23 protein-coding genes and 2 riboswitches are annotated in these 22,366 nt (G+C 38.8%); of the genes, 18 read left to right on the forward strand and 5 right to left on the reverse strand.

Annotated features, from left to right (window positions below; translation table 11 throughout):
• Positions 1-75: 75 nt before the first annotated feature.
• Positions 76-276: a cold-shock protein CspD gene (gene cspD / locus B0I26_RS02310; protein WP_003398931.1), complete on the reverse strand. Its 201-nt coding sequence runs from the start codon at positions 274-276 to the stop codon at positions 76-78.
• Between the two features lie 351 nt (positions 277-627).
• Between cspD and B0I26_RS02315 the strand changes: the two genes are divergently transcribed.
• Positions 628-879, forward strand: coding sequence for a hypothetical protein (locus B0I26_RS02315; protein WP_111643857.1), 252 nt, complete (start codon positions 628-630; stop codon positions 877-879).
• Positions 880-982: 103 nt separating this feature from the next.
• A riboswitch (yybP-ykoY riboswitch) is annotated at positions 983-1,079 on the forward strand.
• Positions 1,080-1,333: 254 nt separating this feature from the next.
• Positions 1,334-1,735 (forward strand): sporulation protein, encoded by a 402-nt coding sequence (locus B0I26_RS02320; protein ID WP_111643858.1) that lies wholly within the window; start codon positions 1,334-1,336, stop codon positions 1,733-1,735.
• Between the two features lie 454 nt (positions 1,736-2,189).
• Here the strand turns inward: B0I26_RS02320 and B0I26_RS02325 are convergent, their stop codons facing one another.
• The gene (locus B0I26_RS02325) at positions 2,190-2,630 is read right to left on the reverse strand and encodes an Hsp20/alpha crystallin family protein (protein WP_111643859.1); all 441 of its coding nucleotides are present in this window, start codon (positions 2,628-2,630) and stop codon (positions 2,190-2,192) included.
• A gap of 120 nt (positions 2,631-2,750) precedes the next feature.
• Between B0I26_RS02325 and B0I26_RS02330 the strand changes: the two genes are divergently transcribed.
• The 3 genes from B0I26_RS02330 to glpK all read left to right on the forward strand — a co-directional run bounded on the left by B0I26_RS02330 (position 2,751) and on the right by glpK (position 5,456).
• Positions 2,751-2,972 (forward strand): hypothetical protein, encoded by a 222-nt coding sequence (locus tag B0I26_RS02330; RefSeq protein ID WP_111643860.1) that lies wholly within the window; start codon positions 2,751-2,753, stop codon positions 2,970-2,972.
• Between the two features lie 74 nt (positions 2,973-3,046).
• A complete protein-coding gene (locus B0I26_RS02335) occupies positions 3,047-3,610 on the forward strand; it encodes a glycerol-3-phosphate responsive antiterminator (protein ID WP_111643861.1) in 564 nt (187 codons plus the stop codon).
• A gap of 355 nt (positions 3,611-3,965) precedes the next feature.
• Positions 3,966-5,456, forward strand: a complete 1,491-nt coding sequence (gene glpK / locus B0I26_RS02340) for a glycerol kinase GlpK (RefSeq protein WP_111643862.1) — start codon at positions 3,966-3,968, stop codon at positions 5,454-5,456.
• Between the two features lie 180 nt (positions 5,457-5,636).
• Here the strand turns inward: glpK and B0I26_RS02345 are convergent, their stop codons facing one another.
• Positions 5,637-8,180 (reverse strand): EAL domain-containing protein, encoded by a 2,544-nt coding sequence (locus B0I26_RS02345; protein ID WP_111643863.1) that lies wholly within the window; start codon positions 8,178-8,180, stop codon positions 5,637-5,639.
• A 637-nt stretch (positions 8,181-8,817) separates the two neighbouring features.
• Positions 8,818-8,904: riboswitch (cyclic di-GMP riboswitch) on the forward strand.
• A gap of 232 nt (positions 8,905-9,136) precedes the next feature.
• On the opposite strand from B0I26_RS02345, the gene folE reads away from it, so the two are divergent.
• From folE to B0I26_RS02395, 10 genes are all read left to right on the forward strand, one after another.
• On the forward strand, positions 9,137-9,709 hold the full coding sequence (folE, locus tag B0I26_RS02350) for a GTP cyclohydrolase I FolE (protein WP_111643864.1): 573 nt from the start codon (positions 9,137-9,139) through the stop codon (positions 9,707-9,709).
• 15 nt (positions 9,710-9,724) lie between these two features.
• Positions 9,725-10,537: a 6-carboxytetrahydropterin synthase gene (locus tag B0I26_RS02355; protein ID WP_245934690.1), complete on the forward strand. Its 813-nt coding sequence runs from the start codon at positions 9,725-9,727 to the stop codon at positions 10,535-10,537.
• A gap of 10 nt (positions 10,538-10,547) precedes the next feature.
• Positions 10,548-11,258 (forward strand): SDR family oxidoreductase, encoded by a 711-nt coding sequence (locus tag B0I26_RS02360; protein WP_111643866.1) that lies wholly within the window; start codon positions 10,548-10,550, stop codon positions 11,256-11,258.
• 109 nt (positions 11,259-11,367) lie between these two features.
• Complete coding sequence (locus B0I26_RS02365; RefSeq protein WP_111643867.1) at positions 11,368-12,435, forward strand: alpha/beta hydrolase; 1,068 nt, start codon at positions 11,368-11,370, stop codon at positions 12,433-12,435.
• A complete protein-coding gene (locus tag B0I26_RS02370) occupies positions 12,416-12,655 on the forward strand; it encodes an acyl carrier protein (RefSeq protein WP_111643868.1) in 240 nt (79 codons plus the stop codon). The genes B0I26_RS02365 and B0I26_RS02370 overlap by 20 nt, the downstream gene beginning before the upstream one ends.
• Positions 12,648-14,141: a class I adenylate-forming enzyme family protein gene (locus B0I26_RS02375; RefSeq protein ID WP_111643869.1), complete on the forward strand. Its 1,494-nt coding sequence runs from the start codon at positions 12,648-12,650 to the stop codon at positions 14,139-14,141. Before B0I26_RS02370 ends, B0I26_RS02375 begins: the two co-directional genes overlap by 8 nt.
• A 2-nt stretch (positions 14,142-14,143) precedes the next feature.
• On the forward strand, positions 14,144-15,709 hold the full coding sequence (locus tag B0I26_RS02380; RefSeq protein WP_111643870.1) for a methyl-accepting chemotaxis protein: 1,566 nt from the start codon (positions 14,144-14,146) through the stop codon (positions 15,707-15,709).
• A 356-nt stretch (positions 15,710-16,065) separates the two neighbouring features.
• A complete protein-coding gene (locus B0I26_RS02385; protein ID WP_111643871.1) occupies positions 16,066-17,028 on the forward strand; it encodes an ATP-binding protein in 963 nt (320 codons plus the stop codon).
• Between the two features lie 418 nt (positions 17,029-17,446).
• Positions 17,447-17,773 carry an STAS domain-containing protein gene (locus B0I26_RS02390; RefSeq protein WP_181502668.1) on the forward strand — a complete coding sequence of 109 codons (327 nt, stop codon included), beginning with the start codon at positions 17,447-17,449 and terminating at the stop codon, positions 17,771-17,773.
• The gene (locus tag B0I26_RS02395) at positions 17,763-18,599 is read left to right on the forward strand and encodes a PP2C family protein-serine/threonine phosphatase (protein ID WP_111643873.1); all 837 of its coding nucleotides are present in this window, start codon (positions 17,763-17,765) and stop codon (positions 18,597-18,599) included. Before B0I26_RS02390 ends, B0I26_RS02395 begins: the two co-directional genes overlap by 11 nt.
• Before the next feature lie 321 nt (positions 18,600-18,920).
• On the opposite strand, the gene B0I26_RS02400 is transcribed toward B0I26_RS02395, so the two are convergent.
• The gene (locus tag B0I26_RS02400; RefSeq protein WP_245934691.1) at positions 18,921-19,184 is read right to left on the reverse strand and encodes an AbrB family transcriptional regulator; all 264 of its coding nucleotides are present in this window, start codon (positions 19,182-19,184) and stop codon (positions 18,921-18,923) included.
• Positions 19,185-19,545: 361 nt separating this feature from the next.
• Between B0I26_RS02400 and hyi the strand changes: the two genes are divergently transcribed.
• The 3 genes from hyi (at position 19,546) to B0I26_RS02415 (ending at position 21,902) form a co-directional block, all read left to right on the forward strand.
• Positions 19,546-20,328 (forward strand): hydroxypyruvate isomerase, encoded by a 783-nt coding sequence (hyi, locus tag B0I26_RS02405; RefSeq protein ID WP_111643875.1) that lies wholly within the window; start codon positions 19,546-19,548, stop codon positions 20,326-20,328.
• A gap of 6 nt (positions 20,329-20,334) precedes the next feature.
• Positions 20,335-21,267 (forward strand): NAD(P)-dependent oxidoreductase, encoded by a 933-nt coding sequence (locus B0I26_RS02410; protein ID WP_111643876.1) that lies wholly within the window; start codon positions 20,335-20,337, stop codon positions 21,265-21,267.
• A 362-nt stretch (positions 21,268-21,629) separates the two neighbouring features.
• Complete coding sequence (locus tag B0I26_RS02415; RefSeq protein WP_111643877.1) at positions 21,630-21,902, forward strand: DUF3986 family protein; 273 nt, start codon at positions 21,630-21,632, stop codon at positions 21,900-21,902.
• 198 nt (positions 21,903-22,100) lie between these two features.
• On the opposite strand, the gene B0I26_RS02420 is transcribed toward B0I26_RS02415, so the two are convergent.
• Positions 22,101-22,366 (reverse strand): hypothetical protein (locus B0I26_RS02420; protein ID WP_111643878.1); only part of this gene is annotated, 266 nt, incomplete at its 5' end.

The raw sequence follows: 22,366 nt of genomic DNA on the forward strand, positions 1-22,366 counted from the left end.
TATGCTAAAAATACAAAAAGAGACCAGCGAAATGCCAGCCTCTTTTAAAGCTACCAAGTATATATGAATGTTTGATTATAATTTTACAACGTTAGCAGCTTGAGGTCCACGATTTCCTTGAACGATTTCAAAAGAAACAGCTTGACCTTCTTCTAATGTTTTGTAGCCTTCACCTTGGATTGCTGTGAAGTGCACGAATACATCGTCTCCGCCTTCCACTTCAATGAAACCGTAACCTTTTTCATTGTTAAACCATTTTACTTTACCGTTTTGCATAATACTGAATCCTCCTAATACCTTTAGCACCTTATTGCTAATTTGAAATTTTTACCAAATAACGGAATATATTTCACAACAATCTCAGGTGAATCAAACATGATGAGTTGCAAGATATATTCTGTTAAATGATGTCTTTACTATACACTAATGAAGCGTTGACGTCAAGTAAAAGCGGCAAGTTTTTACAAAAAAATAAAAACATTCATGACACTCTGTAACAATCGTATGAAGATCATGGCAGGATTCTCTTAGTATATTGTCTAATTTCTTAATTTAGGATAGAAGTACGTATTCATAAACAGAAATGACCATACATTAAATAAGTAGGAAGAAAAAGGGGGAGACTGTATGTACCGTGGAGAAATCGGGGGAAAAGAAGTCATTATTCTTTTAGGGAAGAGAGTTTCTAAGAGCGGTTTGGATCACAAAAAAATATACCAAATGGTGCTTTCTTACGGTGAGGCCGTTTTTGAAAAAGGAAAAGAATCATTTTGTATTTATAATGATAAACTCGGTGTCATTGTTGCCGAAGTGGAACAACATGATATTCCTGTTATTCGTGTTGATTACTTAATTCAATGTGAAAATGTGTATGAATGATGACAACAGAAGAGCTTTTGCGAAAAAACTTTTTGCACTAGGTTTTTTGTTTATTGACAAATCTTCTTAAATTGAATAGATTATGAAGCAGGTAAATATATTTTTTAATGTCAAAGGGGAGTAGCGTCGGGAAATGGTCCCGAAACAAAGTCGTCAATTCATGGCTTCGGCCATCGGCTTTGTTGGCATGAAACATGTCTAGCAAGACCTTTGCCTATGAGGGCATAGGTCTTTTTTGTTCGATAAAGTAAAGTGAAACTTTATCAGCAAGGGCTTCCATGGATGTTCGTTGAACTTATCGCACTTCCGGCGTCCGTTATGGGGCTGACCCAAAAGTCAGACCCCACAACCCAATAGATAGGAAATAATATATATCGTGAAATCGTGGGGTCAGCCGCATCCGCTCTTACGGACGATTCGAACGGGATAAAAGGGCAAGGAGAGGAGTGAGAATATGCTTTTGCGGAGAATGATGTCAAAATTAGGAGTCGGCTCGGCGCATGTCGATTTAATTTTGAACCAGCATGTGTATAAAGCGGGGGATTTCATCGAAGGGCAAGTGCATATTCATGGCGGAACCGTGGAACAAAAAATAAATAAGCTTGATGTAGATTTGATTCGAAAAACGATTTTCAACGGCAAAGAAGAAACGGATATAATAGCCACCATTCCCGTTAGCGGTGAGTTTATCATTCAAGAAAACGAAAAAAAAGTATTACCTTTTCGCTATCAATTGCCGGAAAACATCGTTCCATCACAAACGGGAATTTCCTACCGCTTCGTGACACGTCTTGATATTGAAGACGGCGTAGATACGCTGGACTTTGATTATATTCAAATCGTAACTGAATCATGAGGCTGATCCAAAAGCAAGTGTCAGACCCCGCAACTATCATAATATGGCTCTGTGAGTTATGTGTGGGGTCTGACACTTATAGGATCAGCCCTTTTTGCATTTTATCGCTATATAAATGATTCGATTATCTTGATTTGGCTTGAACAAACAACTTTTTCATATCGGCAGACGGCTGCAGCTTCCGAAAAAATTTATGTAATTCAAACCATTCTTATTGTCTTCTTGATATTTTGTTTGTCATAAGAAAAAATTCCTCCCATTGATTTTGTCTCACATCGACTATAATCAATGAGAGGAAGATTGTGTTCGCAAAATGGTTGAATGATGTTTGAGCTTTTGTTTAATGAGCACCTACACTTCGCTTAGAGGTGGGAGACTTCTCAGTGAACATGTTAAAAAATAAACGAGAGCTTTCTTCAAATCATACGAAGAAGCTCTCGTTTTAATATTTATCTTAAATAAAATCGATGTCAATTTTCTTTTTGGTTTCATTGCTCAATTTTGGCATACGAATTTCAAGTACGCCATTCTTATAAGTCGCTTTCACTCCCTCAGTAGACACTTTAGAAGGAAGTGTAATTGTTCTGCGGAAATGACCTGTCATTCGTTCTTGCAAATGAACACGTTCTTCTTTCTTTTCACTTGTTCGTTGAATGGTTCCGCTTAAAGAAAGGGTATTGTTTTCAATTTCGATGTTTACATCTTCTTTTTTTTCTAACCCTGGAAGATCACATGTTGCAATCACTTCTGTATCTGTTTCATGAATATCAATTCTCGGCATTGCGATAGCTGTATCGACTCCCTTGAGTGTGGAAGAAAAATCGAAAAAGAGTCGATCTAATTCTCTTCGAAAGTTTTGTAATTGTTGAAAAGGATCGTAAGGAATTAATCCCATTTTCCTCATCCCCCTTTTACAACTTTATTCCACAAAATATTATATCATTTTCTTTTTCCATTTATCAACGTAACAGGATTTATTGCTGTCGTTCCGGCCATAAAGGACGTAGACGAATTTATGCAACTTTTTGCAACAAGAAAAATTCGCAATGTCCCTGGCTGCATTATTGCAGGAAGGAAAGACAAGTTTTATGATAACATAGAAAAGCTGTGCCGCTTGTTTGCTCATCATCGCATCCAATATGAGTTATATGTGGATGAGCAAGAGGGGCATATGTTTCCAAGACAGTTCCATAAGCTTTTGATGGAAGCCATTCATTTTATTAAAATAAAAGGTTGAAAACTAGAAAATGATTTTGTATGTTTGTTAAATAAGAAAATATAGCACATATTGCCAAATGAGAGGAGATACCGATGAGTTTTCATGGCCAAAAAATATTGCCCGCCGTTCGTTCGATGAAAGATTTTGATAAATTGTTAAACATGAATTATCGTTATGGCGTCTTTTTGGATATACATATCGGCATGCTAAAAAGCGTCTATCAGTATGCCAAACAACATAAAAAGAACATGTTTCTTCATGTTGATTTAATCCATGGTTTGAAAAGCGATGAATATGCTGCAGAATATATATGCCAAGAGATAAAGCCGTACGGTTTAGTTTCAACAAAGACCAATGTCATCACAAAAGCAAAACAAAAAGGAGCTTTGGCCATTCAGCGCACGTTTATCATTGACTCAAGCGCGATGGAAACAAGCATTAAATTAGTGGAAAAAGCGAATCCCGATTATATTGAAGTACTCCCAGGCGTTGTGCCGAAAGTCATTCATCAGCTGCACAAGAAAACAGGAAAACCGATTTTTGCCGGCGGTTTAATTGAAACACCGGAGGAAGTGGAAGAGGCAATTGCAGCCGGAGCAGCAGCCATTACAACATCGAATGTGGAACTATGGAAATATTTTGAGCCAGAGCAATAAATCTTTTTGATGAGGTGAAAAAATGATATAAAATTCAAAAAAATATTGACAACGCTTTCATTTTCTATTATTCTTTTAATCAAGTTAATATGATTGGGAACGGAGAACGGGAGACTCATGCATTTTCCTTTTATTGGGATATGTGTGAGTCTTTTTTGTTTCATCGTCCGAAAAACAAAAGGGGAAAGAAAAAATGACACCGTTTATTGCGGAGCTTATCGGCACGGTTATGTTAATTGTTTTAGGTGCCGGAGTCTGTGCGGGAGTAAACGAAAAAATCGTTTGCGTAAAATTATGAAACGAGTAGCAATGTAGCACTTTAGCTACTAATATAAACTTAAAGGAGGAATCATTGATGGAACGGTACATCCTTGCGTTAGATCAAGGTACGACAAGTTCACGCGCGATTTTGTTTAATAAAAACGGGGAAATCGTTCATATCGCCCAAAAAGAATTTACACAATATTTTCCAAAATCAGGCTGGGTAGAGCATAATGCCAATGAAATTTGGGGTTCTATTCTTGCGGTCATTGCTACGGTTTTATCAGAAGCAGCGATTAAGCCTGAGCAAGTCGCGGCAATCGGTATCACAAACCAGCGCGAAACGACCGTTGTTTGGGATAAACATACCGGCCAGCCGGTTTATAACGCGATTGTTTGGCAGTCACGGCAAACAGCGGACATTTGCGAACAGTTAAAGGAACAAGGCTACGATGAGTTGTTTCGTGCAAAAACCGGTTTGCTGATCGATGCATACTTCTCAGGAACAAAAGTGAAATGGATTTTAGATCATGTCGAAGGTGCCCGTGAAAAAGCAGAAAAAGGAGATTTGTTGTTCGGGACGATCGACACTTGGCTGATTTGGAAGCTATCAGGCGGACGGGCTCATGTGACCGATTACTCCAATGCATCAAGAACATTAATGTTTAATATTCATGAGTTAAAATGGGATGATGAATTGCTTGATATTCTTGGCGTGCCAAAAGCAATGCTTCCTGAAGTTCGCCCATCTTCGGAAGTATACGCGAAAACGGTTCCATACCATTTCTTTGGACAAGAAATTCCAATTGCCGGAGCGGCCGGTGACCAGCAGGCAGCTTTGTTCGGGCAAGCATGCTTTGATGAAGGTATGGCGAAAAATACATATGGCACAGGCTGCTTTATGTTAATGAACACAGGAAAACAGGCGGTACAATCGCAACATGGGCTGCTTACAACGATTGCCTGGGGAATTGACGGACAAGTGGAATATGCTCTTGAAGGAAGTATTTTCGTGGCGGGCTCGGCGATTCAATGGCTTCGTGACGGATTGCGGATGATTAAGGAAGCGAAAGATAGCGAAGCCTATGCGGAAAAAGTACAATCCACTGATGGTGTCTATGTTGTTCCGGCCTTTGTCGGCTTAGGAACTCCATACTGGGACAGCGATGTCCGCGGCGCTGTGTTTGGTTTAACGCGTGGAACAACAAAAGAGCATTTCATTCGGGCTACATTAGAATCTCTAGCCTATCAAACGAAAGACGTCTTAACTGCAATGGAAGCTGACTCAGGCATTGCTTTAAAAACATTGCGCGTCGATGGTGGTGCGGTGAAAAATAATTTCCTTATGCAATTCCAAAGTGACATATTAGGTGTACCTGTTGAACGCCCTGTTGTGAATGAAACGACGGCGTTAGGTGCCGCATACTTAGCAGGTTTAGCAGTCGGCTATTGGAAAGACAGAAAGGAAATTGCGGCACAATGGAATTTAGATCGTCCATTCGAACCGAAAATGGAAACAGAAACGCAAACGAAACTATATGAAGGTTGGAAAAAAGCTGTAAAAGCGGCAATGGCGTTTAAATAAACCGATATTGTGCACTAGGTGATAGTCATTTCTATCACCAAGTGCACATTTTTTTACAGAAAATAAAAACTTCGAAATACAATTATAACAGCGGTAATGTTTCGATAATCAAACTTAACACAGGCGAATCATTCGTGCGCTAGTCTTTCTTTTGAGACAGCCTTCTTTTACAATACGATTCTAGTTGATCCCCTTTTGTAACAAAAGCTTTGCTTGCTTGCTTTCTAACGGCGGGCTGATGAAGTAGCCTTGCGCTTCATGGCAGCCTTTATCAGCTAAATATTGCAGCTGTTCATGATTTTCAACACCTTCAGCGATGACGTTCATATGAAGATGATGCGCCAGCGCAATAATCGTCTCGGTAATGGCCCGGCCATCGTGAGAATGCGGACAATCGCGGATAAACGATTGGTCAATTTTTAATGTATCGACATCCAACCGTTTTAAATAGCCAAGTGACGAATATCCGGTGCCAAAATCATCGATGGACAGCCGAACACCTAGTTCTTTGATGCGGCGCAAATTATTTAAAATAGTTGCTTCGTTATAAATCATCATATTTTCGGTAATCTCAAGCTCCAACCATTCTGGAGCTGCTTTTATGTCTTGTAATGCCGCCTCAATTCTTCTTGTAAAATATTGATCTTGCAACTCTTTGACGGAGACGTTGACAGCGATGCGAATCGGCTCCAATCCTTCCTCAACCCACGCTTGCTGCTGCTTTAGTGCTTTTCGCACAATGGACTCGCCAATTGGAACGATCAAACCGCTTTCTTCAGCAAGCGGAATGAACAGATTTGGCGGGATAATGCCTTGTTCAGGATGATACCAGCGGACGAGCGCTTCCATCGCAACAATCTTCTTTGTTAATACATTGATAATCGGTTGAAAAACAATCGTAAGTTCATCGTTTTTAATCGCTTTGCGCAAATCGCTCAGTAAAACGATATGTTCAACGGTTGGACGGGCTACTTCATTGGAATGGACGTAGTAGCCGTTTTTCCCGTTTCGTTTTGCTTCATACATTGCTACATCTGCGTGCTTCAGCAATGTTTCTGCATCGACTCCGTCATCTGGATAAAAAGCGATTCCAATGCTTGGAGTAATTAATAAATCAATGTCGTTAATTTGAATCGGTTCCTCAAATACACGTAAAATCCGATTGGCAGTATCGATGGCTTCCTCCTTTGTCTGAATCGGTGCCAAAAGAATCGCAAACTCATCTCCCCCCATTCTTGAAACGATTCCTTTGTGTTGCATTTCTTCTTGTAAAATGGCCGCTACTTGCTGAAGTACGATGTCCCCGACTGTGTGTCCAAGCGAATCATTCACATGTTTGAAGCGATCTAAATCCATATACAATAAAGCGAACATGCTTGATGTTCGTTTCGCTTCTGAAATGGCTTTAAAAATATGTTCTTGAAACATTCGGCGGTTTGGCAATCCGGTTAACGCATCAAAATAGGCCATTTCCCGGATACGTTCACCATGTTCGACACGCTCTGTAATGTTTTTGGCAATGCTGAAAACGCCGGTGATTTGATTATTCACAACAATTGGAACAGAAGTGACAGTCAAATATAACAAATCGTTATTTTTTGTGCGAATGCGGATGTCGTAATTTTGTGAATCACCTTTTGCTGCCTTCTCAAACAATTCGATCGATTTATCTAAATCTTCCGGAACGACTAACGGCTGAAAATTCATGGTTAATAACTCGTCTCGGCTGTACCCGGAAATGTTGACAGCTGCTTGGTTGACGGAAGAAACAGAGCCGTCTAACCGCAATGAAAAAACAGCATCTTGGTTATGTTCAAACAATGATTGATAGCGTTGTTTACTTTCAAGCAATTCATTTTTCATTTGTGCTTGTTCAAGCGCAAGTCCTGCTAAAAGAGAGAAGGTGCGAATGACTTCCAAATCTTCTTCTGTCGGTTCGCGTACTTGGCGATGATAAATCGCCAAAGTACCGAGCACTTGTTTTGTCGACGAAAAAATCGGTACCGCCCAACAGGCGCGCAACCCGTGCGGCAACGCAAGATGTTTAAAATCGTGCCAGCGCGGATCGGTTTCAATATTAGAAACAATCACCGTCTCTTGGTAAAAAGCGGCTGTTCCGCATGAGCCGGCATTTGGCCCAATGTAAAAACCGTTCATTGCATCGATATATTCTTTCGGCAAACTTGGCGCCGTTTTATGATAAAGGCGTTTCCCATCTTCATCCAATAATAAAATCGAACAAATGGCATCTGGATCAATCGTTTCAACGGTGCGTGCAAGTTCATGCAAGATGATCGCTACGGGGATGCCTTGAGTGATTTTTTCAAGAATTTTCTTCTGCGCAGCTAACATTTGCTCAGCCCTCTTATGCTTGGTAATGTTATAACAAGTAATAAGAAGGACGCTTTTTCCTTCTCCTGTTTGCATAACGCGGACAAAGTCTTTCATAAACAGTGAAAGTCCATTTTTCGCTACTTTGCGAAGCTCTAGTGTATGCACGTCATTCGGTTTGGTTTGTGAAAGATATTGCAACTGTTTATGCACATCATCTTGATCTTCTTCATGCACAATCTTAAGAATCGAAAAACCGATTAATTCCTCACGTTCATAGCCGAGACAATCTAAAGTAAAGTCATTCACATCTATGATAATACCTTCACAATCTAAAACAAACTGCATCGCAGGCATGAAAAAATGGTAGTCCGTATGGATTGAGTGCTTCATTACATACAACCCCACTCTAGCCAAAACTATGTTTTAGCTGTAGACGAACAGATTAAAATTTTGCAGATTATGCAAATGTAGGTATGACTATTTTACCATCATTTTTGATTTTTGTTAAAAAAATTTGAAAACAATTGTCGAAATGTTGAAAAATTTAGTACGCAACGATGCATGATGTTAAGAAAGTTTTTTTGAAAAATGTAAAATTTGTTTCCTATTCGTCGACTTTTAGCTAATTACATGATTTTTGCTGAAGAAGGTCTTTTTGCTCGTGCCATCATTCTTCGCTGTTATTGCAGTGGCGAGCATGAACATAGTCATTCATTGAAATGAGGGGACTCATTTATTAAATAATCGAAGCAGTGCATTTTTGTCCACAGGTGTTATCTTTTATATTTGATTAATACAAGAATCATCGGAACGACTTCAATTTTCAAATTGTAGAAAGAGATTAGAAAGAAATAAATGATTAGGTGAGAAAAAACATGGATACTGACTGCGAAATGTCCTATTTTGTTATCAAAAAGTGAGCAAAATAACTTGAAATGTATTTATTGCAACATCAATCTAATTTGACAAAATTCGACGACTTCTATAACATCTGAATAAACAAACAAATAAAAGTTGTTTTAAATATTCTCGATAAAGGCAAACTCATTCGAAAGATGAGGACGCAAAGCCACGGGCCTAAGGAGAGTTTCTCTATGGCAGCCGGGTTGCCGAAAGAATATTAGCTTATATAAATTCAGAGTTCAGGTTGGGAAAAATTTGGTATAAGTAAGCGTTTAAGTTAGACAAAAGAGCTGTTGGGACGTTTTATATATGCCATATGTCGACAAATCAATCTGAATGAAGTGGAGCTATTATTCTTTCAAGTCCTCATTTTACAAAAATGGGGGCTTTTTATTTATTTTGAATGAATCTGCGATTGTTAATCTTTAGTTGAGGTGGAAGATATGGCACAAGATATCCGATTAGATGCAATGGAAGAAACGATTCGCACTTTGTTAGAACAAATTGGTGAAGACCCTGAAAGAGAAGGGTTAAAAGATACACCAAAACGAGTCGCAAAAATGTACAGAGAGGTATTCGCTGGAATAGGAGTGGATCCGAAAACAGCCTTAACGACAACCTTTGAAGAAGCTTATGAAGGAATCGTAACAGTAAAAGATATTTCCTATTATACATTTTGTGAACATCACTTAATTCCGTTTTACGGAAAAGCCCATATTGGCTATATTCCGAGCGGTCGTGTCGTTGGATTAAGTAAATTTGCGAGATTGGTTGAGCTTGTTTCCAAGAAACCTCAAGTACAGGAAAGAATGACGCAAGAAATTGCCGATGCCATCATGGACGTTTTAAATCCAAAAGGGGTCATCGTTAATATTGAGGGAACCCATTTATGTATGTGTGCAAGAGGGGTTAAGAAGCCCGGTGCGAAAACGATTACTTCTGTGAAAAAAGGTGTTTTTGCAGAGAAGGACTTGTTAGTACAGGAGTTTGAACGAGCGATTTACCGAGCGCTGTAAGGTGGTGTATGAATCATGTATTTATTAAGAAAAATATTTTTTTCTGCCGCGCATTACTACCGAGTGTCAAGCTGGAGTGAAGAACAAAACAAAAAAGTATTTGGTCCATGCAGTTCTATACATGGCCACGGTCATGATTATGTGCTTGATGTGATGGTAACTGGCGCTTTTCAGCAAGATTCAGGGATCGTTGTAAATATTAACGATGTCGATAAGGTCGTAAAATCCTTTATACAGGAAGAGTTTGATGGAAAGTTCCTCAATCTGGAGCATCCACACTTCCAAAAGTACATGCCTACGACAGAGGGGATTGTATCGTATATGTGGAATCGCCTCGAAGAGCGTTTTCAAGGGTGTCGGCTTCATAAATTAACATTGCATGAAAATGATTTCCTTTATGCCGAGAAAGGAAGGGACAATATGGTTACATTAACGAGAAAGTATCATTTTAGCTCCGCACACCGCTTACATAGTGAACAGCTCAGTGAGGAAGAAAATCTTCGCCTTTTTGGCAAGTGCAACAATGTGCACGGTCACGGTCATAACTACTACTTAGAGGTTACCGTTTTCGGTGAACCAGATCCTGTAACAGGGATGATTGTCAACCTTTCTGAACTAGATCAACATGTAGAACGAGAAGTGCTCCAGAAATTTGATCATAAACATTTAAATTTAGATACGGAAGAATTTAAACATTTAAATCCGACATCGGAAAATTTAGTTATCGTCATTTGGAAGTTGTTGCAGGATAAGATTCCAAATCTTTATAAAATCGGTCTATGGGAAACACAAAAAAATTATTTTGAATATTACGGACCAAATCGTTAAGAGGTGACCTATGTTTCGTCTTGATACTTTGAAAGAAAAAGTAATTGTCATTACTGGCGGAAGCAGAGGAATTGGTTTAGCAAGTGCAAAGCTGTTTCATGAGTTAGGAGCAACAATTATTCTTGGTAGTCGTTCGATAAAGCAACATCCGCCATTAATTGGTGAACGTGTTTATGCGATGAACGTCGACGTTGCCAATGAAGAGGATGTGATTCGTTTTGTTGAGGAAACGGTAGAGGCTGCCGGTGTTCCCGATATTTTAATTAATGCCGCGGGAGTTGGAACCTTTTCGAACGCTTTAGATCTTGAATCTAAAGATTTTAATGAAATGATTGATGTGAATTTAAAAGGAACGTTTTATTGCTGCAAATATTTTGCAAAGAAAATGCTAACGAAACAAAGCGGGCAAATGATCAATATCGTTTCCATTGCCGGTAAGGAAGCGATTCCGGGATGTGCGGGCTATTCTGCTTCAAAGTTTGGTGTGCTTGGACTAACGAAAGTATTGCAAGCTGAATTAAGAACAGAAGGGATTCAAGTAACAGCCTTATTGCCAGGCGCCGTTCGCAGTACGTTTTGGGATGGAATGGAACAAACACCGGATGTCTCAAAAATGATTCCAGTCGAGGTTTTGGCACAGCATATTGTCTATTTAGCGGCACAACCGAAGGAAGCATCGATTGATGAAATCACCATTATGCCGCCATTAGGGATTCTTTAATTGTTATCTATAAAGAGCCTTTACTTTGAATGATGAGGAAATGGACAAATAAAAATAACAAGGACTTGTATTTTATGCAGCTGAAAGAAAAGAAAGGGAGCAAGTGAGCATGAATTCAACTGTTGAAAATAAGACAATCAAAGAAGCTCTTATGACAGCTTTGTTATTTGATGGATTTTGGGATCGCTGGATTGCTCATGGCGTCAGAAAAGAAGATCTTCAGCAAATACGCTCCCGATTTGTTAGTATCGATGGATGGACAAGCGGTTGGACTGAACAAGCCGAAAATAAGCAGCGGGAAGCTGATTTATTGGAAAAGAACGGTCAGTTTCCAAAAGCGATAGAGGCGTATAAAACGGCTGCATTATATTATCAGCTGGCACAATGGATTTATAGTGTTGCCGATCCACGCAAAAAAGATTACTTGCAAAAAAGTGTCCAATTGCTGCAAAAAGCGGATCGTTTAGCCGACTATCGGATCCAATATGAAAAGTTATTGCTTGGGGATTCGTATTGTCGGGGAAGAATTCTTTTTCCTATCGCCACTCCTTTGGGAGTTGTAATCATGTTGAACCCGATCGACTCAGCGAAAGAAGAATTATATTCGTATGAGCATGATTTCGTTTCGCAAGGCTTTGTTGTTTTGAACTTTGACGGTCCAGGACAAGGGGAGACATTGTTGTTTGAAGGACAGTTTGCTTCCCGGGCGAACTGGGAAATGTATGTTGCTGCTTTAATGAACTTAGCGAAAACCCAATTTGCTGACCTTCCAGTTTTTGTATTCGGAACGAGCTCAGGGGCGGCATGGACCGTTTATGTAAGCCAGGAAAGTTCAATTAAGAAAGCGGTTTCAGTTTCACCGGCGTTTGCTGATGAGAATAAACCACTTCCGCCTTATTTTGTCAATCGTTTTAAAGCCGTTACAGCTGGTTCGAATTTTATTCCGAATATAAAAGAAGTGAACGTAGCAGCTCCAGTCATGCTTGTTCATGGAAAACAAGATGTCTTAGTATCAGATGAAAACATGAGATTTTTATATAATCAGCTGCCAAACGGAAAGCGCTGGATTGAATATGAAGAAGAAGGGCATTGCTGCAACTTTAAGTTGGGAGAAATCCGTATGATCGCTTCCAAGTGGTTTAAAGAGGGGGATCAAGATGACATTGGAGGAATTTAAGGAATTTATTGCAAAAGTGGGAAAGGTGCCGCTTGAAATGATTCATGAGGATGCTTCCTTTCGTGACGATTTAAATATTGATTCGCTTCATATGGTGAATTTACTCATTGAGTTAAACAACCGTATTCCTTTTGACTTTGCTGTTGTACAAGATGCTGAAGTACTTCAGACAGTAGGAAGCCTTTACAGAGCATTGAAAGGGGTTAAGGCAAATGTCTAAAACGTTATTTAACTGGGTATTCGATCAGGTGGAAGATGAAAATAAAGTGATTGTCTCTTCACAATCGGGAGATTATTCTTATAAGGATTTGTTGGCAGAAATCAATAAATATGAAGCTTTATTAAAGCAATTGGGAGATATAAAAGGCAAACGCGTTGCGATGATCGTTCCTAAATTTTCTGCCTTCTTATCCATTAGTTTTGCCGTAAACAAACGCGGCGGTATCTTTGTTCCTATCAGCCCGATGCTGCGCTCTGAAGATTTAACAAGTTTATTAGATTTAATTCAGCCGCATATCATCTTTTCGGTCGATGAAGTGAATCAATTCTCGTTTAAATCTATATTGCTGAAGTGGGCGGAAAATAAACAAGTTTCCTTGTTTTTATCATCAGACTGCACAAACTGGAGTTTACATTCGTTTACGGGGGAAACCATTCCATTGGAAGAAGAACCAATGACACTGATTGTTTGTACATCGGGAAGTACAGGTGTTCCGAAAGGTATTGTTGTACATTTGGAGCATCTTGAAAAAGCGTTTAACTCTATCGATACAGGTATGAAATTCCATAAAGAGGACCATGTTTTAATAATGCCTCCAATGACGAGTGTTGCGGGTTTTTGTTCTATAGTGGGGTTAATGAATCAGAATATTCATGTACTTGCCACAGAATCATATAGTATCCCGGATGTTTTAAGACTGATGAAGAATCATAAAGTTAATAAAATATTCACCAGTCCTTCATTATTTAGAGCCATTTACCTATTTGCCAAAAATGCCGATGCCTCCATTTTTGAACATCTGGCTTTAGTGATGTTAGTAGGTGAGCCAGTCACGGACGACTTTATCAAAGAGACTCAAGATTTAAATTGTAAAATAATTACGATATTTGGAATGTCAGAAGCAGGCGGATTATTATATTCTCCGCTTGATGTCCGTGAGGGAATTGAATGGAATACAATACCAGGAGTTGAGTATAAGTTAAAAGATCCAAATGATGAAGGGATTGGTGAAATCGTTTTTAAGCCGGATTTTCAATTTGGAGGTTACTATAAAAGACCTGATTTAACGAAAGAGGTATATAATGAAGGCTGGTTTTTATCAGGTGATTTAGGAAGAATCAACGAAGACAAAAAACTGGAACTTGTCGGCCGGAAAAAAGATATGATTAAAAAAGGCGGACAACAAATTATTCCTGGTGAAGTCGAGAAAGTGATTGCTAGCCATCCACAAGTAATGAAAGCAGTTGTTGTTGGCATTCCGCATCAAGTTTACGGGGAGCAAGTGATCGCTTTTGTGCAGGGAGACCCGTCTTTAAATAAACAAGATATTTATAATTATCTAACAGATAAATTGGCGCGCTTTAAAGTTCCAGATGAAATATTATTTATTGAAGAATTTCCTATTATACAAGGAAAGGTCGATAAAATTACATTACGAAAAATCGCCATGCAGCAACTTGAAATGAACAAACAAGGATGGTCTTAAAAATGAATAAACGTTATTCATTAAGAAGGAGTTTTTTTAACAAAATTGCCTTTATCATTTTAATGATTTCCGTATTTTCAAGCGTTATTCAATTATATTTTATTCGCAATCAATTAAATTATGAAATTGAAAACAAAACAAGTATTATTGAGGAAGGCATTAAACAAGGAATTAATGAAACGGAATTAGCTTCAAAAGAAATCGAGAAACAAATAGATTTAAAAATGTACCACGTATCAAAATATATCAGTAATTTGTTGAATACTGCTTCTGTTAATGATATCGATATTAAGACTTTAGAATCATTAAAAGAGGAATTGGAGTTAGCAGGAATCACTATTTTTACAAAAAAAGATGATGATTTTGTTGCTGTACTCTCCACAGATAAAAAAGATTTGGGAATGAGTGCAAAATCATTTGAAGAACTATACAAGGGGTTACAACTTCTTTTTCATGATCAATTTTCTACAGAACTGTCTGCTGTAGAAAAGAATAATTTTTATTCGACACCGATTGTTCAGTCAGGAGCACACAATGAAGAAAAACGATTTTTTAAATACGCTTATTACCATCCGCCGGGAGCAGATTTTATTATTGATCCATTTGTTGAAGCCAATGAAGTTGACAAGTTTACGGAAAAAGTAGGTCCGCAATCTTGGATCAACAAAATGTTGGAAGAAAATAAAGACGTAAAGGAAATTGCCATTTTAGATCCTGAAGTATTTGTTCATCCAAATCTGGAGAATCAGCTCTATCCGCCTAGAAAGAAAGTGGTTTATGGAACATTTCAATATCGTTCAGATGCCGATATTGGCTTAATTAAAAAATTTATAAAGAATCAAGAAAAGGTTCGAAAAGTAGAAAAAATTAACGGTAAAAAATATATAAAAGTTTTTGCACCAATGAAAAATGGTCAAGTTATTTACTTAGCTTTAGATTATAATGCAATCACCGGCCCGATGATCCGTCATTCCATTATTTTAATTATTTCTGGATTAGTGTCGTTAATGGCGTTATTCTTCTTCACAGCCGGCTTTTTTAATAAAATTTACGAAAATATTCAAAAAATTAAAAAGCAAATTCACTCATTGGAAGATGGCGATTTAACAGCGAAAAGTGATGTTCATGACAATACAGAATTGCAAATATTGTCAGAAAGCGCTAACCGAATGGTAGATACACTTCATAAAACAATTGGCAACGCAAATCAACTCGCGGTAAAAACGCAGCGATTAGCGTATATGTTAGAAGAAGAGGCTTCCAAATCCGTCGAGCAAATGTATAGTATGTCAACGGAAAAAACAATCGAGTCAAGAGAACTATTAGAAGAGGCTTTAGCTATACTTGACGCTGTGGAAAAAGAAATATCCAACAGCTCGTTAAGTAATAAAGAGGAACTGTTTGAAAAGCTGGAGATGGTTAGAAAAATTGCTCACGTCCGCACTTCTTCAACAACGGAAATGACGATTACGCTTTCCGATTTAATGCAATCTTTACATCGTCAATCAGAACAGCTAACCGATATTTCGGAAACTCTATTAAAGTCGCTGGAAAGATTTAAACTTTAGGTTTATGGAGGCTGACCCAAAAGCAAAGTGTCAGATCCCGCAACACAATATATAGAACATCAAATTGGATAAACGAACTATATATTGTGAGGTGTACGTGAGGTCGGACATTACGGGTCAGCCTCTCCACTTCATTTTTATAGTTCTTTTTACCTATTATTTTATAACAATAATATACCCTATGAATGACGTAATCCATTCATAAACGTTTTTTATAAAATGTCTATGCGGCTTTCGTAAAAAACAGCTCTTATGTTATGTGTTATTAATTTTTAAAACGATTGTTGTATTCATTCGGTTTCTTTATTAGTAACCAATGGTTTTAAGGTGAAGAACTAGGTAAGGATGGAACATATATGAAAAATTTTCTTACAAAATTTATATCGAATCATAAACAAACGGCTCCGTTTATTTTTTCGCCTTTCCCTGGCAATTGTACGTATAAAACATTAAAGAAAATGTTTATCAGAGGATATTTAGCTTGGAAAACGGCTATATATTTGCATTTTAATGAAGAGAAAGCGACACATGTTTTTTACTATTCGTTAACGAAAGAGAGCTTTGATGAAAAGAACAGCCATGATATAAAACATTTCTTGAATTTTATTAGCGAGAAAATTCTGCTTTGGTTTGAGAATAATCAAAATATTAATGAGAACTTGAAAACATTGAACTTGGATATAGATCTGCACAATGCGGCAATAAAGGCATTTGCCACGTTTCAAAGCCAGCAAACAGAAATACATGCGCAAGTTTCAGATGAAATGCTTGATCATTTAAAAGAAATGCAAAAGAGGGAGTGGGAAATTTACCGTGATGTGATTTATGCCGCAAGTAAACAGAAAGTAAAATTAATATTGCCGAATGAAGTGGAACGATATAAACAAAATTCCATCTTATTAGAGTATGACATAGAAGAGCGGGTCCATATTCCTCAATGTCGAAATAAAGTAAAAAGTATTTTAGAGTCTATGAATTTCCCGGCTTCAACTATTACTAGCTGGCTTCTTGTTATTTCAGAGGCGATCACAAATTCAATTAAGCATGCAGAAAAAGGAAAGCTCATCTTATTGTATGACAATAACAATAAAGAAGTAATAGCGATTGTCGAAGATAAAGGACCGGGAATTAATTTAAAGGATTTACCAAATGCTGTTTTTGTGGAAGGCTACTCGACAAAAAAGTCATTAGGGCAAGGATTTACGATCATGCTGAAAATCGCTTCAAAAATCATTTTGTCGACATCAAAATTCGGGACGACTTTAATACTAGTTTTAAAGCAACACCATAATGAATCATTCCTAAAACAAGCGAATTAGGTAGGAAATCCTATAAAAGCGGCGCAAAAATCATGTTATAGTAAATATAGGGAAAGGATTTTTAATTAAATGATGACACGGACTCAAAAGCAAAGTGTCAGACCCTACAACATGATATCGAGGAAAATATAACAGTGGCTCAATGAACGATATATGATGAAATGCATGTGAGGTCAGACACTTATGGATCAGAAACAAGAAAATTTCCTGATTTTTATTGATAAAAGCTTTATCAGCCAATGATTCAGCATTAAGCAAAAGTGTGGTTTAAAAAATGAGAGGGATGATAAGCAGTCGGACAGAAATTCAAGCCAAAATTCCGTTGGAGATCTGCGGTTGACAATCCTTTTATATAAGTTCTGTAAAACAGCTGGCAACGAAATCAAGAGTTTCAGACTTAAATATGCGGAGGATGATTATGCATTTACAAATAAAAAAAATTGCCGAAGATCGGAAGCTGATATTAAAATTATCCGGCGTTCTTGATCTTTCAACAGCCAAATCTCTAATTGACCAGTTGAACTCTGTTGGGAATGTGAAAGAGCTTGTGATGGATTTAGAAAATGTAGAGTTCATCGACTCAACAGGAATTGGGGCGATTATGGAATTTATCTATCACTCACAAACATATCAATATCAGTTTGCACTTGCTAACTATAATCATTTTACAGAGATTTTTGATACAGTTGGTCTGTTTGAGATTCTTCGTGCTCTTCAAGGAACGGTGATTTCCGATGAATTTTAATAATGAATTTTCATTTATGTATAATCAAAGTGTTGAAGAATTGGAAGAAGGATTGCAAAGGGAGATTAAATTAGCACGAAATATTCAGACGACATTGCTAAATGGAAAAAAACCGGTTATTGATGGGGGTGAAGTGTGTGGAACCTCGATTCCTGCACGATTAATTGGCGGCGATTACTATGATTTTTATCCGTTGTTAAACGGTAAAATCCGTATCGTCATTGGCGATGTAATGGGAAAAGGAATTCCTGCTGCGATGCTGATGATTTTAACGAGAGGAGCCTTTCGCAGCGCTTCCCAAGCAACAGACGGGCCGGGAAAAACGCTCACAGCAATGAACAATGCATTGATTGGCGATTTGCGGGCTTTAAAGTCATTCGTTACTGTTTTATGTGCCGATTGGGATCCAAAGGAACGCACACTGACATATGCCAATGCAGGACATCATTTACCGATTGTTTGCCGGAACGGAGAAATTTTAGAACTGCCAAAAGCAAAAGGGATTATGTTAGGTGCCTTGCCAAACCAGACGTATGAAGAACAAATGATTCAGCTGGATATAAATGATTTTGTTTTATTATACACAGACGGCATCATCGAGGCAGAGAACGCCTCCGGTGAGCAATTTCAACGGGAGCGTTTAATCCGGGCAATTGAACCATTAAGTGACTTGCCTGCTGAGAAAATCGAAGAAAAAATCATTAAAACAATTCAAAATTTTACAGAAGGTGTCCCACAAAAAGATGATATTACATTAGTGATTCTGAAGATACTGGAAAAAGAAATGAATTTACGAGGTTACAACGCCCCGATGATTTACTCTTAGTCCACAAATAGTTATTTGCGGAATTCAATTGTATAGAAAAGTAAACGAAAGAGAAAAGCGGCTTTAAGTTAAAGGGGTTCTTGTATGTTGTTTATCGTTCGGCTAGACATGCAAGTCGCTTAAAAACCCCCACTATGTGGAAGGGGAGTTCACGAAGTGTCCTAGCTATAACAAGGGCACTTTTTTGTGTCACTATTATTCATTTTCATATCATAAATGTGACACATATCACATCGTGGGTTATTCGGAGTTGATACAATAAAAACGGGAGTCTTAAAGAAGGCTGACCTAAAAGTGCGGTTTAACAACTGGTCAGCCTTTTCAGCTGTTTTGTATATGCTTTTTCTCTTTGTGAAAAAACCATTTTAATACGTTAGGAACGACAAGAATAATAAAAAGCAATCGGACAAATTGCAAGGAGCTGGCAATGGCCGGGTCACCGCCGACAGATTCGGCTGTCAATACCATTTCGACAAGCCCGCCCGGCGCCATGCTTAAAATCGCGGTTGGCAATGAAAGATGAGTCATTTTCGCAAACAGGTAACCGCATCCGAACGAAACGGTAATTAAAATTAATGCCAGCAAGAAATAAATCCAGCCCAATCCCCGCTTAATCCGGCAATCAAATACGTCTCTAACACTTTCATGCTCTGTAATCCTCTCTGTTCTCTCTCATTTATATTCTAGAAAAAGGAACTGGAAATGAAAAGGAAAATGCTTGCTTGGGATTTGCTTAAGTGGTTTTCATAAATGAACAGATGTAAAAGCGGAAATGGACTATAAAGATTAAAGAAGGAAACAGCAAAGAACTTGATAAGATCCGCTATTTAACTTTTCAAGTACTTACTGCCGCAATCTGAGACAGCTCTTAAAGCAAGCAGGAAATTTTCGCCCTTTGCTAGAAAATAAAGAGTATATTGTGAGAAACATAATGGGGGATGAATCGATGTATCGGTTTGCGGTAAATGTATCGACTATTTTTACGGAAGTGCCGTTTTTACAACGGTTTCAAAAGGCAAAGGAGTTTGGCTTTTCCCTTGTTGAATGTCAGTTTCCGTACGTGGAATCGGCCGAACGAATCCGGGAAGAGCTTGACAAATATCGTCTTTCTCTCGTTTTGATCAATTTACCGGCGGGCAATTGGGAGAAAGGGGACCGCGGTTTGGCTATTTTTCCCGATAGAATCGGACAGTTCAAAGAGTCAGTAGATGAAGGAATCCGTTATGCGACGGCGCTGGAAGTTTCCTATATCCATTGCATGGCCGGAGTACTTCCGCCGGAGTTAGATAAGCAGCGTGCAAAAGAAGTGTATATCGACAACCTCCAATATGCGGCGAAAGAGCTGGCGAAACACGATCTTACGCTGCTGATTGAACCGATTAATCCGTTTGATATGCCGGGTTATTTTTTGACGGACATCCGCGAGGCCGCCGAAATCATTAAGGAAATCGCGATGCCGAACGTGAAGCTGCAATACGATTTTTACCATATGCAGCGAATGCAAGGCAACTTAATGACAACGTTTCAAACGTATTTCCCGATGATCGGCCATGTTCAAATTGCCGATGTTCCGGGGCGTCATGAACCAGGGACGGGAGAAATTCATTATGAACGCATATTTCATTTTTTACAGTCATGCGGCTATACAGGTGCGATTGGGCTGGAGTACATACCGAAGACAACGAGTGAAGCCAGCTTTGCATGGCGCTCTTCTTACGTGCTTGAGTGATGAGTGATGAAGGAAGCAGCAAATAGGTCAAGGGGGAGTGAACAAATGAAGATCGGATTTATTGGTGTCGGTGTGATGGGAGCAAGAATGGCAAGGCGGCTGCTTAATGCCGGTTACAAAGTAGCGGTATATAATCGTTCTGTTGAGAAAACGGAGCCGCTCGTGCAATTAGGAGCGGTAAGGGAGGAAACCATTGCCGAACTGGCAAGCCGTTCTGATGTCATTTGCACTTGTTTATCGATGCCGGAAGATGTGATGGATGTTTATTTGCGTGAAGACGGTGTGGTCAACCATGCCGGTCCGGGTACGATTTGTCTCGATTTTACGACAGTAGGACCTGACACAAGCAAGGCGGTGTCAGCAAAAGCGGAAGAAAAGGGCATAAGCTATTTGGATGCTCCGGTAAGCGGGGGACCTGAAGGAGCAGAACAGGGAACGTTAACCGTGATGGTAGGAGGAAAACGATCAGCATGGGAACGCGTTTTGCCTTTGCTCCGCGTTCTTGGGGAAACGGTCGAATATTTGGGTCCAAGCGGTTCGGGGAGCATCGCGAAGCTATTGAATCAATACCTTGTTGCCGTTCATTCTGTTGCTGCCTCGGAAGCAATGGTAACAGGTGCAGCGCTTGGCTTGGATGCAGAACAGCTTTATCGTCTTTTGAAAGTGAGCTACGGAGATAGCCGGATGCTGCGCCGACATATGGAACAATTTGTCTTGAACCGCCAGTTTGCGCCAGGAGGAGCCGTGAAATACGTGCACAAAGATGTCCGGCTGGCGAACAAACTGTTAGAGACGGCTGGTATCACACAATTTACGGGCCAAGTGGCTGAACAAGCGTTTGCTTCTGCGCTGGAACAAGGGTTAGCCGATTTGGACATGTCTGCTGTCATTCAGCCGCTTGAAAGAGTGTGCAGGGTTACCGTGAAAAAACGGAGCTAGCGGACGTGGTTGTATTAGAAATGATTCGTGCCTGACGTCATTATGTTTTTTGGAGAAACAAAGTGGAGAAGAGTTGAAGCAATCTGAAAAAACGAACATGATGCGGTTCTCTTTTTTGTCATCATCAAGAAGTTCTGCTTTATTAATTTTCTCCGGCTATTCCCTTGAATATGATTAGGAATGCCGCGCTGCTCTCTCTTTGTTATGTTCCATAAGCTGTTAAACTTTCCTATATAAAGCAGCAAGTTATTCAAATTGGCGGGGAGCATATTATACAATCGGTTGATGATCAAGGAGTGTAGAGATGCATAATCGAAAATTTGGTTGGTGCATTAAATAATCATTGTAGGAAGTGGATAAACGTGAAATTCGATTCAAATCAGCATCTTCATTTAGGATATTATGAGAACAATGTTGACTTAGAAGCAGTCGCATATAAAATTCAGAATGAAAATAAATGGGTCGTTTTTTTAGATCATGAACAAGATACTACATTAGTTCAAAAAATATTAAATAAGTATGATTACCATGAAAAATATGGTTACAAGATTTTTACTATTGATGCAGATGATTTATCTTATGAAGCCGGAAATAAGTTGTTTGAAGCGTGGTTAAAAACAAATAACATAATATAAGAAATAAGTATTTGGGGAACTAGATGTGCAAGTTTCTTTTCTGCATCCAGATTTAAAGGTTTGTCGTCTCAACGGTTATAATAAACGCGGATGATGCTGCACGTATGTTTAGACCGATTGTGGAAACAAACACCCCCATCTGTCGGTGATGGGGGTAAGTTCATCGCGGCAGGGATACGGAAATTGTGCCAGGAGAGGTTATTGCTGCTGGGCGAGTTTGCGGATTTTTCGGTCATGTTGGGCGATTTTAGATGAATGGAAATCGACAGTTTCTTGTGTTTCGATAAGTTCAATGCGCAAGCTGTCAATTTTTGTTTCTAATCGGTTAAATCGTTCGTTCATTTCATTTTCCAGCCGATCGATTCTGCTTTCCAACCGGTCGTCCATCTCTTGTATCCGTTTATCCATTTCCGCAAACTTGCTTTTAAATTCATCATTCATTGCTTCGACTTTTTTGTCTATTG

Source organism: Paranoxybacillus vitaminiphilus, assembly GCF_003259935.1.
GTDB lineage: Bacteria > Bacillota > Bacilli > Bacillales > Anoxybacillaceae > Paranoxybacillus > Paranoxybacillus vitaminiphilus.